The organism is Roseibium sp. MB-4 (assembly GCF_053005265.1).
The window spans coordinates 124,576-138,950 of the sequence record NZ_JBRKQB010000001.1 but is presented as its reverse complement, the minus strand read 5'-3'; the positions used below and the strand labels follow the sequence as shown (position 1 = coordinate 138,950).

Below are 14,375 nucleotides of genomic sequence, written 5' to 3'. Positions count from 1 at the left end.
CTCCCAACCTTTCAAGACGGCCTTTTTTCTATTGGTTCGATTTTCCGCACAAAATCCTCAATTGCGGTCATGAGAGCATTTGGGGCATCGGTATGCAGAATGTGTCCGCCCTCAAGCTCGACCAGCTTTGCTTTGGCAATCCGGCTTGCCATCAGTTTGGCGCCTTGATGTGTTGCTTTGTTTCTTCGGCCGATCAGAATCAGGCAGGGCGCGTGGATGTTTGCAAGGTGACGGCGGCCATCATAGTGAACACAGGCTTCAAGAGCGGATCGCACCCCTGCTCTCGTCATTCTGGATATCTGGTTTTGAAGTTCTGCCGCAGTGTCCGCTGTTTGGCCTAAGGCGGACAGCTTGGCCAGCCAGCCGGGTGGCAAAGCGGAGAATATGCCCGCAAACATAGACGCGATCAGTCTTGCTGCCGGTCCGGTGCGAACTGTTGGAACACATTCGATCAGAACGAGAGCTTTGACACTGCTTCCAAGCCTGGACGCAAGTTCGAGGGCGACCATGCCGCCAAGCGAATGTCCGATCAATACGGCCCCTTGCGGAACATCACCCTGCATCGTATCGGCAAATGTCTCCACCCGCGCAGGTAGTACCGGGGCTGCTCTGCCGTGTCCCGGCAGATCTGGCTGGGCAGCGTCCTCAAAACGAGCGGCCAGCCGATCCCAGGTACTCCCGGAAAGACCCGCTCCATGGATCCAGACTGTTTTATAGTTGAGAAGGTGGTTGCCGGTTGGATCGGTGTGATCCGCGGATCGGTTGTTAACGGCGGTCACTGTCGAAAGTCTCTTTGCGTTAAAGTCATGCCGTTAGGCCATTGAATAGCCGCGGGCGTTGAGCATCGCTTCGATTTCATGACGGCCGAGTGCACCAAGAGTGCTGCTTTTCACAATGTCCTGACGCAAGTCGCTTAGCGCTTGTTCCCCACTCACAATTCTATCACTGTCATAGAACTGGTCTCCTGGGCGCAACATTGTCCATTGCTTGTCCAAAGCATTGTAGAAAACCTTTACATCCTCCCCGTACTGGCTTTTCAGATCGCGCTCGATGTCGAGCATATCCATAAACGCATTCAGCTTGTTTCGTGCAAACTCCCGTTGTTCCGTTTGCGAATTAAACAGCGGTTCAAGCATGCCCGTGCCTCCATTGCCGACACCGGCATATGAAAGCGGCATCATCGGCGCAACACCGAACCCCAGTTCTGAATCACCGAGCGTAATCCCTTGTTTCATCGTTGCCAGCTTCAGGCCATCTGAGAGCAATTGCTGGATCGCTTCGTTTTGTGCCGAGATTTCCTCTTCAGTCATTTCGGGACTAGGACCCGTTTCTGTTGCGTTTGGAGTGTCGAAGCGATGTCCAGAAACTGCGACTTTGACGCCGCCGGCCGACGTGAATTCTGCTTGATCGTGTTGGGCGAGTTCATACCGGGCATCTGCCATGGTCTGCATCAACAGATTGATTTTCTGGACTGCATCCCTGCGCTCACTCGTTCCGGAACCGCTGGCATCGTATCGCTCCGCATGAAAATGAAGCAGTTTATCGAGCTCATCGAGGCTCAAGGAGGCGACATCATCTGACATTTTTAACAGCAACGAATCCAACTCGCCGGTCTGCCCACTCGAACGCACGTCCTCAGACCCTCCGGTCGCCTGCATCAGCTGGTGAACACCCAAGAAATCTTGAGTGGAGTAAGTTGAAAATGCAGACCTGGAGCCGTGTTGACCGGTGGACGCCTCTTGGCCGGGCGCAGACGACTGCGTGCCAATAGCGGAGACGGGCCGGTCTTGCGCCCCCACTGGCTGCTCCGGAGCGTCTACCGGATTGGTCCCGGGAGACCTCAGGGAACTGGTTGGAAAAAAGTGGGGAGTTGAAAAACCGACTTTGTGCATAAGTGTTGCCTATCTACGCATGGACTGCACTTGATCGGCAAAAAACATGCCACTTTCGGCACACTTCAAGAAGGCTCACAACCTAAGAGAAACACCGCTTTGTATTCAGCATCGCCGACCCCGTTTGACGGACACCGCAAAACAAGACAGGTAAAAAATACCGATGCCACATTCGGACACGGAAGAAAGTGCCGCTTTTAAGGTTGCCGTTAAGTCGACATTCCCTGGGGCCAACCCGTGTGAACTTGGGAAACGGAAAAAAGAAGCGCACGCGCAAACCTGAAATGAGGCTAGAACCTGTTCCCGGCTCTATCTGCAACCGTCAAATTAAGGTCAGCCTCGAAGATAGGGGATCGCACCTTAGGTCTGTACGCGGCTTTCAGGCGAACATAGGCGTCACACGCCGCGACGGTCAGCTGCAATCTGCGTTTCAATTCGGTCGACAGCTGATTGAAATGCTTCGATCGCCACCGGCGCAGAAAAGTAATTCCCCTGAATGCGGCAGCATCCGATCTCGGAAATCGTTTTGAGCGCGGCAAGATCCTCTATGCCTTCCGCAACCGTTTGCGCCCCGACCTCTTCCGCCAGTCTCTGGATCAGACGGATCACCGGCACTGATGCCGGCATCGTATCGATGAACGACTTGTCGATCTTGATGCAGGATATCGGAAACTTGGAGATGTAGGCGAGATTGGAATAGCCGGTCCCAAAATCGTCAACCGCAATCTTGTACCCCAAGGCTGTAATGCGTCTCAGCCGTTCGGCAACCGCGTCCTGCTCCTCTGCAAGAACAGACTCGGTGATTTCAAGTTGCACATCCCCGGTTGCAAAATCGGGATCTTGGGCATGTGCGGCCAGAGCTGACATGAAACTCTCATCCAGAAATTGCCGCGGGGAAACATTAAGCGACACGCCAATCTTCAGGCCCGCCCTGTGCCAGTGTTTCACCAACCCACAACTGTGTTGCAGGACATAATGATCGAGGACCTCAATGAGCCCGGTTTCTTCACACACGGTGATAAAGTCGGCCGGCATGATGAGCCCACGGACTGGATGCTGCCATCGCGCCAGGGCTTCGGCCGCTACCACCTTTCCCGAACACAAATCCACGCACGGCTGAACATGAAGTTGGATCTCCCCGCGCTCGAAAGCCGATGCGAGTTCCGCTTCGGTCCGCAACAGTTCGTCAGCGATGTGGCCCATCTGTTCGGTATAAAGAGAGGCCCTGTTTCGGCCGAGCCGCTTGGATTCATAGAGTGCGACATCCGCCTGACGGACAATTTTTTCAAAGTCGCCATCGTGGCGCGGCATGACGGAGACACCGATGCTGGTGGTCACCTCAATTTTCTTGTTGTTGTAGAAGAACGGCTGGCACACCGTTTCCTGGATCTGCCCGACACGGTGTTTCACATGATCGGACGCGCCTGCAACTGACAGCAGGACAACAAACTCATCACCGCCAATCCGCGCCAGAAGGTCCGATGGCTCGAGACAGGCCTTGATCCGCTGCGATGTCGCAATGAGGAGTTTGTCGCCCGCTTCATGTCCGAACTTGTCGTTCGTCTGTTTGAACTTGTCGAGATCAAGGTAAAGAAGCGCGATCGACGGAGCATTGCCATCACCTGCGAGCGCTTCCAGGTGCCGTTGAAAGAAGGCCCGGTTATAGCAATCGGTAAGTTGATCCTTGTCTGCAAGATAGGATGCGCGGTCCCGAGCGTGTTTCAGCTCGGTAACGTCAATCGAAGTCACAAGGATCGCGGGCACACCGGTCGCCGCATCCCTGCAGCTCTTGAAAGACATGTCATGCCAGGCCAGCCCGGCATCGGTTTTGATCCGCACGACCCTTCTTGCATCACCTCGGTTTTCGGCTTCACTGCGGATAGCCTCATAATCAGAGCACGTCTCGAAGATATCCGGCAAATGGGTTGTCTCCGACCGCCAGGTGTTTCTGGCTGCCGGATTCATGTAGAGCTCACGGCCGGAGGCCGCGAAAAGGGAGATCATGACATCGGTATGCAACAGGGCTTCCGCACTTCTGAGCGTTTCCGGTGCATCTTCGGCAATCCGGGTTGCTTCGCACATCATCCCGATGCGGCCATCCGGCAAGCGGTAGCCGGTGTAAATGACGTCGACGGAGACCGGTTTCCCCTGCGGATACAACGTCCAGAGTTCGCTGAAGGTCGCGTCACTCTCGCCAAAACCGGCTTGGTACTGCTTGAGCCGTTTCGCCACGGTCGTCGACATGTCGATCGACAGGTCCCGGGCTGCAAGTTCCGCTTCCGTATCGGCCTTCCACAGGCGTAAGGCTGCGGCGTTGGCCAGAACGACGCGGCAATGGTCAATATCATAAACCCAGACCGCTTGGGTCAGGCGCCGTGCAACGTCAAAGGGTTGCTTGAACTCCGGCAGTCTTCCGGCGGGTACTGGGAGGGAAATAATCGATGGGCCCGACTCTTCCGAAACGTCAGTCATGTGTGCCAGCTTTCGTTTTTCTTTTCCTGCAGGCGGATGACGCAGCGTCCATCAGTCTCGCTTACCGGTCAAGAACTTCCTCCCCGTGTGCTTGCCAGGACAAAGACCTTTGGCAAATGGACCAGAGCACCATTTGAAATTCGGGCAGCATTGGCGGTCGCCGGCGCGGTTCCGCTGCTGCGCGGGCGAACGAAAACCGGACAACGGTGTCAGACCGTCCGGGTGCCAATTCGGCAAGACGGACAGCTGATGGGATCTCTCCAAGGCGGCCCAGACGGCACCAGCGCTCTGTCCACCGGCCACGGGCGCGCTCGGTCAAGCCGCGCGGTGCCGGCAAAGGCAACTGGCTTTGATGGGAATATCGGCGCGGGCCGTTGCCTGCTGCAGCAGCAGTTCGACGTGCGGCCGTTCCAGGGTTTCGCCGCGCCGCAACAGGCACTCATGCAATCCGTGGAGGGCCCAGACATTCCGCCGGTGTTGGCAGGGACGCGGCAGTTTGCCATCCAGGCCGAGATCGGCCCGGTACACCGCTTCGGCTTCCGCGTGGTTTCCCGCTTCCATCAGCAAGGCGCCAAGGGCATGGCGGGTCGGCTGTGGCCACGCCCAGGGTTCCTCGTACATGAGGGTGTCTTCCAACACGACGGCACGGCGCAGATGCGCCAGTCCGTCTTGGTGATCCCCCGCCTTGAAGGCGAGTTCCCCCTGCATCATGGCTTCGGCAACGGCCAGAACATCACGGGCCGTGTTGTTGAAGAGCAACCGAGTGTCGGGCACCCGCGCATAGGCGTCCGAGAAATTCTTTGCCGCCGCTTCGGCCTCTGCGTGCCGGTGAAGATTCGCGTAAGCCACGGCCTTTGCGTAATACAGCAAGGCATGGGTTGTCACATAAAGGTCCGTGTCCGCCGGCTGCTCAAGATCCAGGATCTCCGACCAGAGACCGAAGCGGATATAGACATGCGGCGCGGCAGCAACGAAGGTCTCGAAAATATCCGGATACGACCTGACAACCTCGTCGGGAACCTCGTCCCGCAGGCGCAGGACCGTCTTGAGGGCCGCCGCCTTTTGACCAAGGAACATGGCACCATAGGATGCAAAATGCAGGTTATGGATGCGGTAAAGGGCATAAAAATTCGCCGCACCCGCATAGTCCTTGTAGCGGTCATCGACGGCAACGGCTGCAAGGTTCCGCGACAGGACGTTGTTGTAATCACCGCACAGGACATCGATATGGGTCGCCATGTGAACCAGGTGGCCGGCATCGGGGACAAGGCCTGTGAGACAGTCCCCATGACGGAGCGCCCGTTCCGGATAGGGCGACATTTCCATCAGGTGAATGTACATATGCAACAAACCCGGGTGGTCCCACGCGCCTGGCATGTGGTCAAATGCGCGTTCCAGAACGTCCATGGCCTCAACCGTCGACGCCTCCGGGTTCGGAAGGCCCTTGTGAAAGTCCCAGAGTTGCCACGGGGTCCGGTTCATGAGGGCTTCTGCAAAGATGCAGGCAACATCAAGGTCGTCCGGGTAGGCTGCGTAGACCTCCCGCATCGCATTGGCGAAGGCATCGGTGTACGGCTGGTAATCCTCCAGATCCGGATCCCGTGGATACCGCGTGGCAAGAGCCTCCAGGAGCGCCCGTTCCAAAGGCATCAGGGTTTCAATACGCAATCCGGCGGCAATCGCCGCATGGGCTTTTGCGAGGGAGGGTGCTTTTTCCTCGGGTGTGAAAACATCCCAGGCCTTGTTGTAGTTTGGACCGATTGCATAGGCGATGCCCCAGCATGCAAGCGCACAGGCTGGATCAGCGCTCAACGCCTTTTCAAAACAGATGATCGCTTCTTCGTGATTGTAGGCAAACGTCCAGACAAGGCCGCGGTCCAGCCAGATTTGCGCGTTTGCCACATCACTTGAAGGCCGCGAATAGCGACCAAGGTCGAAATAGTCTGACATGCTTCATCATTCGAGCCCTGACACCCTCGGCACGGCAACTGGGACCATTTGACTGCGTTTCTGATAAAAGCAGGCACATTCCCAAGAAGTGATCAAGGACCGAAAGCCCCCTGTTGTGTGAGCAAAACGCCCGGAAAACCCCGGTTTGGAGCAGCGTCATCTGCACGCAGGCACTGAATGACGTCAACAAGCCCGTGCGCCCAAAAACATAAGGATACTTCTGCCGGCAAATCAATCGAAACGGCGTTGGAAACGCACCGCAGGAGCGCAGCCTTCAGCCGAAGTTGGAAAGCCAAAACCCGCCCCCGCTCATGTCATCCCCGGCCTGATCGGGGATCCATTCGTTTCCAGAGTTGCGGTAAAGGCCCCGCCCCCTCCGGATGTTCGGCGACGATGACCTGCCGTTTGTCCTGCGCCTCAAAAACCGAGCCCGCGAAGCCTGAACCCAACGAAAATGCCTGCCCGCGGGTGCAAAAAAAGCTGGAAGACGGGGGATCAACCCGGCCGGGCTTGAAACGCGGACGCCGCTCGAAACCAAGCCCGCTCAAGTCGGTGATCGTTGCAAGCGCCGTAGGCGTTTTTGGGCGGAAAACGGACGTTCGCTGCACAGGCACCGAATGACTGACTTGCGAACGTCGATGCCATTGCGAAGTCCTGTGATTTTTGGCATCCGAAGGGGTCAGAAATCAGCAAGAAGGTGTGCTGCTGTGTCATTGGGCAAGGCAATGGATCGTGAGGAATGGAGTTTCCCTGAAAAAACGGTCCTCTCCGGGCGGTACATCGAGTTACAGCCACTTTCAGCCAAGCACCTGGATGACCTCTGGATGTGTGCCAAGGATGCGCCGGTCAGCTTTACTTATTTGCGCTATGGCCCCTTCGACGACCGCGAAGACCTGAAATCCCTGATCGCGGACTTGAGCTCTCGCGATACCCAGCCCTTCTGGGCTGTCATTGGAACGTCAGGCCGCGCGGAAGGCTGACTTTCGATATGCGACGTGTATCAAGATGATGGTGCGTTCGAGATCGGAAGCATCTGGTTTTCACCGGCTCTGCAAGGATCGCGGGAAGCGCGGGAAGCCATCTTCCTTCTGATGTGCCTGGGTATGGATGATTTGCAGTATGAGCGGCTTGTGTGGCGATGCCAGGCGCAAAACGCCAGGTCGTTTCGTGCAGCTCTCAACCTTGGCTTTGCGCACGAAGGCACCTGGCGGCGTGCAATGATCATCAAAAACTGGCAACGGGACGTTGCCTGGTTTTCGATATTGCGGGACGAATGGCCGCTGTGCAGAGATGCCTTCGAAAAATGGCTGAACCCCGAAAACTTTGACGCGCAGGGGCGGCAGATCATCCGCCTTCAGGATTTTCGAAGCAGCGCAGACGATCGGTAGTTTGGAGGTCACCGACTTGGTCTGCGTTGAACCGGAAGATCCTACAACCTACGCCCGGCCGGTGACACCGGCCGGGCTGTGAGAGTCTTATGCGAGCCCTTCAGAGGTAAAATCCGCGGCAGTTGGTGCCGTCATGCCCTGCGGCAGGCCGATGAGCAGGAAATGCTCCAGGGCACTCACATCGTTGCTGAGCCCCTGTTCTGTGCGGTAGGCTGCTGTATCGAAGAAACGCGACGCCGCCCGTCCCTCCTGGTCGCCGTAAAGCACGAAGTGATGGTAGGCGCTTTCAAAAGCCCCTGAAGTCACCGCATTGGCAACATCCTCGTTTTGCGTGAGATAATACTCACCATCAAACAGCGGATTGAGCGATCTGTTTTCTGCATAGCCGTGGAGCTGATAGTGCTCTGACGCCGAGGCAAAAATACCTTCTGTTACCGCAGCGGCGACATCGGGATTGTCGGCCAGATAGAACTGTGCATCGAACACAAGATCGACAATGCGGCCTTCACCGTCGCCGTACAGAGCATAGTGCTCCGCACCGCTGGCGAAAATACCGGCTGCGACCGCCGCTGCGACGTCCGGATGCGCATTCAGATAAGCCGCTTCATTGAAGCCGTATTGCCCGGCAGCCGGCGCATTATCCTGTAGCAACACCGTCACGCGGTCCTTGCCTGTCGTGTTTTCACCGGTAAAGACAACCAGCTCAACACCGGTCAGCGTGTCGGTCCCACCGGCATCGACAGCCGTCACCGTGCCACGGGTTCCAGAAAGTGTGACGCCGTCGCGGGTCGCGCCATAGAGCGCGGCATCCCGGTTGGCACCACCGCTCAGCGTGTCGTTGCCGGCACCACCAAACAGAAGATCATCTCCGGCGTCGCCGAAAATCTGGTCGTTCCCTGTAGTGCTGCCGACCGTGTCATCGCCCGCTCCGCCAAAGAGCTGATCATCGCCTTCGCCCAAAACGATGAACTGTGAATTGTCATCCCCGACGACATAGTTACTGCCAGCCCCTCCAGTCACCCTTGTCGAGCCTATGATTGAGGCAAATTCGATGTTGTCGAGTTGCAGGGTCGAGCCGGTGGGCAGGGTCCGCATATCGATCACGAAGGCTTCCGATTGGCTGGAGCCTCCGGATGTTGAAGTTCCGGTAATAACGATCGGATCGGACAGACTGGTTTGGGTGGTCGTCGGAATGATGGTGCGCACATCCAAAGTCGTCGTTGACGCGAGTTGATTGAGAAAGGTTTGCGCCCCAATGATGAGGTCGCTCTCTGAGTTGGAATTACGTGCATCGACAGCATTTACAAGGGTCGTTACCGCATCTGACGGCGTTTGAGCCGTTTTCGGACCCGTTGAGGAGATGCTCGTATTGGCCGGCAAGGTTGCGGTGACAACATTTCCGTTGTTGTTCGTGTTTTGAACGATGGCGGCCGATCCCGATCCCCCCGATCCCGTCGTCACAGTTGTTGTGGTGGTCGGAGGTCCGCTGCCGTCGTCATTGTCTTCGGTCACGACCGTAACCGGTCCGGTCGAGCCGCCTCCTCCCCCGCCAGTCGAGGGATTGGCAACGCTCAGCGTGACGGTGGCAGCCGAGGAAGTTCCACCATCGCCGTCGGTAAGGGTAACGCTAAAGCCGTGCGATCCGGTTTCCGCACTCGAATAGGTAAGCGCCTGGATAAGGGCCTGTACGTTCGCTGGCGTCGCATTGGCATTCAGGGTAATCACGAGATTGTTCGCGCCCTGACCATCGGTGGTCACCGTGCCGATGCTGGTTGCGCCGACCGCGATGGTCTGGCCGGCCGCGATCGTGCCGTCGCCGCCCGATGTGGCGTTGGCATCGTTAAGAGCAAAGTTGCCTTCCAGCGCGCCGGTGCGGGTGATCGTTAGAATCCCGGTGTTGAAATCGGTCGAGTCGGCATCCGTCACCGTAACGTTGCCGCCGGTATCGAAGGCAATGACAGCACTTGGAGCCCCGGAGGGAGCGTCGCCATCAAGGTTGGTGAATACGGGGGCATCATTCGCTGCGGTGATGGTGACCGTGATCGAATCGTCGGCATCGGATCCGGCGCCGCCCGATCCTTGCGTCCCGCTGTTGCCATCGTTGAACGTGTAGTTGATCTGGACATTCGCCGGCGGAGTGTCGTTGCTGTTCGAATATGTGATGTTCTGCAACACACTGTCGACCAGCGCCGAGGTTGCACTTGCGTTGAACGTGAGCACCAGAGTGCCACTCGAATTGGTCGTCACCGTACCAACAGTCGTGCCGTTGTAGGTCAGATTGCCGCCTTCGGTGAGTGCCGCCAGCAATCCGTTGTTTGCGAATGTGTCTTCCGCGTTTGCGCCGCCATTGCGCGCCAGTGTCAACGTGGCCCCATTGTAGTTGCCGTTGCCGCTGTTCAGAGCATCGAGTTCGGCATCGGCAACGGTGGCATTGGCATCCAGCACCACGGCAGCGCCGTCCTCGGTGAAAGCGGCCGCGTTGTCCACGCCTGCGAATACAGGGACATCGTTGACATTCGCCACCGAGATCGTGCTGGTGACGCTTGAGGAGGTCAGGCCGTCGTTGTCGGTCACCGTCACGGTGATGGTTCGGGCAGTGAGATCCGGCGCGTCCGAGACGTTGTCGTAAAAGACGGTCTGCAGGAAGGTCTGCACTTCCGCGAGGCTCGCCGTTACGCCAGTGATCGAGATCGTATCCTGGCGGGTGATGTCGGCAGCGCCCGCAATGCCCGTGAGCGCGTTCTGGGCCGCGGCGCTGACGGACAAACCTTCATCGGCCCCGTTCTGGTCGTTGGTCAGAGAGATGGTGATTGCGGAAATTGTCGCCCCGCCATCACTGTCGGTCAGCACAACGTCTGTATCGGCGATCGCGACCGGGGTGCTCTCTGTGAAGGCGGTGGCATAGCCGCCGGAGCCTGTGCCCGCGCTGTCGTTGCCGTCCAGATCCAGCACTGGAGCATTGCCGAGCGTCATGGTGAAGTTGGCGGTCGTGTCCGCGTCACCGCCGTTGGCAATGCCATCGGCATCGTTCAGCGTCAGCGTGAAGGTCTGGGCGCCGGATCCGGCGGCCGCACTCCACGACAGGTTCTGGATCAGGGTCTCAATGCGGGCGCTTGTTGCGTTCGCGCCGAAGTTAATGGTCAGGTCATTGCCGCCTTGACCATCATCCAACACATTGACCGTTCCGATATCGATCCCGCCGACCTGAACGGCCTCACCGGTTGAAACCGTTGCATCTCCGCCCGATGTGACCGCGGTACCGTCGACCGAGAAATCGCCGCTTGCCGCCCCGCCCGTTTGGGTGATGGTCAGGAACCCCCCATTGTAATCGGCCGCATCCGGGTTCGCGACCGTCGCGTTCCCATCCGTGTCGATAGTGGCGGTCGCGCCCGGCTGAAGGCCCGTATTGTCGCCGTTCAGGTTGCCGATCACGGGCGGATCGTTGACGGCCGTCAGCGACACGGTCGAGGTCAGGTTGGGTGTGGCCGAGTTGGTGCCGCCGCCACTGTCGGTGACCGAGGTGATGGTGACCACCCGGTTGCCCGCTGTCGTCGGGTCCTGCGATTCATTGCGGTAGGTCAGTCCGTCCACCAGCGTCTGCAATTGCGCTTCGGACAGGGTTGCCCCCGAGAAGGAGAGGGTCGCCGTCGATCCGGTGACCGACACGCCGACCGTCAAGCCGTTCGTTGCCGTGGGCGTGACCGTATTGTTGTGGGTCAGCGCCACGTCCGAGCCGTCGAAGGACAGTATCTCCGAAGCCCCGTCCGCCACGTTGGTGACGGTGAGCGTTAGTGCGGTGAAGGTCTGACCGGTCTCGACTGTGTCGGCGCTGACGGTGTTGTAGAGGTCCTGGGCGCCACCGCCTTCGGTGAAGGTCGGGTTGCCCCCCGTCGCGGTTAGGGTCGGTGCATCGTTGACATCGGTGAGGGTCACCGTGATCGACCCGGTGCCGTTGGTGGCACCATCGGAGAAGGACCAGTCGAGCTGCGGGTCGGAGGTCAGATCGTTTCCGGTGTTTTCATAGGTGATGGCCTGCAGCACCTCGTTGACCAGCGCGGTCGTCGGGGTGGTGCCATTGTCGGCAAAGGACAGCTGGATCTGGCCATTGCCCGTATTGGCAATGGTGGCAATGGCATTGCCCCCCGCCGTGATCGTGCCGCCGCCGTTCGGCCCACCGGCGACGGTCAGGTTGCCACCCGTTGGAACGGCAAAGACGTCCGATGCATCAGCTCCGCCATTGCGGGCAATGGTCAGGCTGGCACCCGAATAGTCACCGTTGCCGCCATTCAGCGCGTCCAGTTCGACATCTGCAACCGTGACATTGGCATCCAGAACAACCGCGGATCCGCCTTCCGTGAACGCCGGCGTGCCGTCGAGGCCCGTGAACACTGGCGCATCATTCACTGCATTGACCGTGACCGAAGCGGTGTCCGAGGCGGTGGAAAACGCTGTTGCATTGCCCGTCGTGGATGCATCGGCGGTCCCGCCTGCAGTTCCGGAGGATTTGTCCCATGCATAGAATGTGAGGGTGGCCGTGCCATTGTAACCCGCTTCCGGAACGAACCGGACGAGTTGTGTGCTGGCCCCACTCAAGCTGCCATCAAGGAGCCGCGCCGTCGATGTAATGTCGACAGAAGATCCGGTTGTCCCGGAAAAAGCATTCCAGGAAGTGCCGTTGTCGGTCGAGTACTGCCAGACGCCGTTGGTGTTGTCGACGGTGGTGATGGCAATGGCCTCCACCGCGCCGCCGTCCGCATCCGTAATCGACCCGTCGACCACCATCATGGCAACCGTGGTGCCCGGGTTGTTGGCATTGTTCGCGCCATCGTCATCGCCATCCGCGCCCGACCCGTCATCGTCGCCCGCATCTTCGTCGATGGCCGTCAGAACAGGCGACTGCGCGGCGTCCAGGACCGGCGCGTCGTTGACCGCCGAAATCGTGATGTTGACCGTATCCGCCGTGCCGTTCACGGTGCCATCATTCGGCGTGACCGTCAGAACAGCTGTGGTCGTATCGTTGGAGGCTGTGGTGTAGGTAATCTTGGACGTATCGTTGAGATACGTGTTGAGATTGGCAGCCGTGCCCTGAAGGGTCATGGATCCGGTGCCGGAATTGGCAACTGTGACACCGGCTGTGGTCCCGTTGCCATCTGTCGAGGCAACTGTGCCCCGGTCGACGGCCAGCGTCAGCGTGATCGTATCGCCATCTGCATCGGACACATTGTAGGCGGACAGGTCGATCGCCGTTGCAACATCTTCCGTCGCCGTATCGTCCGCAGGGGTACCGCCGAGCGCAGGGGCGGAGTTGGCCGGAACATTGTCGTCAATAACTATATTGTTAAGGGAAAGGTATCCGGTGCCAGAGTTAAAGGTTATCCTGACTTCATCAACAGAATCGAAAGACGTATTGGACGCAATATCGACTGATACGCGGTTGTTGTTCCCATTTGAACTGAAGCTTCCGGTCGCCACCTGTACGTTGTCGCGGTAGCCGACTATATCCATAGTTGATGAGCTGTACGGGAATGTCCCCCAGTCAAAGAAATCAAAAGACTCCAGTTGGAATTCAGAGCCGTCTGCGCTCTTGATCGCCATTCCCTTCCATTGGCCGCCGAACCCGAAGTCTGTTGTTACACCGGTAAATCCATCGCCGGCGCTTAGATCACCGTCGCTGTACCAGTTGAGGGAACTGATCTGAGTGCCGTTTGTATCGGAGATGTTGATAATCTGGATTTCGATACCGGAAATATCGGTACTGCCACCCTCGCCATCGCTTGCTGTATTGTCAGACCCAATACTACCGCCGCCATTGGAGCTAAAGGTTAGGGTTGTCGGGGCAAGGACCTCTTTGTAGCGCGCGCGCGCAGTGTCAGAAAACCCGATACCTGCCGTGAGCGCCCCAACATGGACGTCAAGATCCCAGTCGCCGCCAAGATCGGCGGAACCGGTCAGCGTTTGTGACGCGGCAATGTTGGCGCCTGTTGCCTCCGCAAGGTCCGCAACAAACGCTTCGCCTTTTTCCGTTTTGGCTATCTCACAGCCATAAAGAAGAATGTCTGCGGAGCTGCTCAGGGCCCGGTTGAGGATCATCAGCTCGGAGGCGTAGGTGCCCAGCGTCTCTTTGGAGAGGACCGTATTGCCCAGCACCAGCGTGCCGTCGCGGCCGTGGGAGACAATATGCAGCTCTTCGATATCCGCTTGTCCGGAAAGATGAATGGCCAGCTGTCGAAGACCATCGCAGGACCCGTCAATCAGGATGATATTTGCAGTCCTATTGATCCCGGAAACAAGGGTTTCAAATTTATCGACAGAGGTGTCAAAGACATAAACAACATTGCTTTGGCGACCCGGGGTAGAAAAGACTTTTTGCATAATGGACCATTCCTAAAACAGCGGTCAGAGTTGTTGAATAGAGTCGATAATTTCCAGTAGGTGATTGTTAAAAATAGCTAATTTTTCTCCGTATCCACAGGTAAGTTTAATAATGTCATGCACCGTCAAATGCTATTTAAAATTGTATATTGATTAACTACCCCGGCGGTCCGAGCCGAGGATTTACTTATCACCGGTTCTGACAATGATAGGACTGAAAGGACGCTTGGACGCGAGGTCACGCACAGGGGGGCTTGGCGGGCATAGGCGCCTGGGCAAAAGCGCTTGTGCAAAAGCGCCT

7 protein-coding genes are annotated in these 14,375 nt (G+C 57.8%); 2 read left to right on the top strand and 5 right to left on the bottom strand.

What is annotated here, in order from left to right; genetic code table 11:
• Nucleotides 1-11 precede the first annotated feature (11 nt).
• From ACVDG4_RS00685 to ACVDG4_RS00670, 4 genes are all read right to left on the bottom strand, one after another.
• On the bottom strand, nt 12-779 hold the full coding sequence (locus ACVDG4_RS00685; protein ID WP_447233631.1) for an alpha/beta fold hydrolase: 768 nt from the start codon (nt 777-779) through the stop codon (nt 12-14).
• Between the two features lie 33 nt (nt 780-812).
• Nucleotides 813-1,799 (bottom strand): hypothetical protein, encoded by a 987-nt coding sequence (locus ACVDG4_RS00680; RefSeq protein ID WP_447233630.1) that lies wholly within the window; start codon nt 1,797-1,799, stop codon nt 813-815.
• A gap of 489 nt (nt 1,800-2,288) precedes the next feature.
• On the bottom strand, nt 2,289-4,364 hold the full coding sequence (locus ACVDG4_RS00675; RefSeq protein WP_447233629.1) for a putative bifunctional diguanylate cyclase/phosphodiesterase: 2,076 nt from the start codon (nt 4,362-4,364) through the stop codon (nt 2,289-2,291).
• Between the two features lie 315 nt (nt 4,365-4,679).
• Nucleotides 4,680-6,314: a hypothetical protein gene (locus ACVDG4_RS00670; RefSeq protein WP_447233628.1), complete on the bottom strand. Its 1,635-nt coding sequence runs from the start codon at nt 6,312-6,314 to the stop codon at nt 4,680-4,682.
• 725 nt (nt 6,315-7,039) lie between these two features.
• Between ACVDG4_RS00670 and ACVDG4_RS00665 the strand changes: the two genes are divergently transcribed.
• Nucleotides 7,040-7,294, top strand: coding sequence for a hypothetical protein (locus ACVDG4_RS00665; RefSeq protein WP_447233627.1), 255 nt, complete (start codon nt 7,040-7,042; stop codon nt 7,292-7,294).
• A gap of 15 nt (nt 7,295-7,309) precedes the next feature.
• Nucleotides 7,310-7,702, top strand: coding sequence for a GNAT family N-acetyltransferase (locus ACVDG4_RS00660; protein ID WP_447233626.1), 393 nt, complete (start codon nt 7,310-7,312; stop codon nt 7,700-7,702).
• An 87-nt stretch (nt 7,703-7,789) separates the two neighbouring features.
• On the opposite strand, the gene ACVDG4_RS00655 is transcribed toward ACVDG4_RS00660, so the two are convergent.
• The gene (locus ACVDG4_RS00655; protein ID WP_447233625.1) at nt 7,790-14,074 is read right to left on the bottom strand and encodes a DUF4347 domain-containing protein; all 6,285 of its coding nucleotides are present in this window, start codon (nt 14,072-14,074) and stop codon (nt 7,790-7,792) included.
• Nucleotides 14,075-14,375 lie beyond the last annotated feature (301 nt).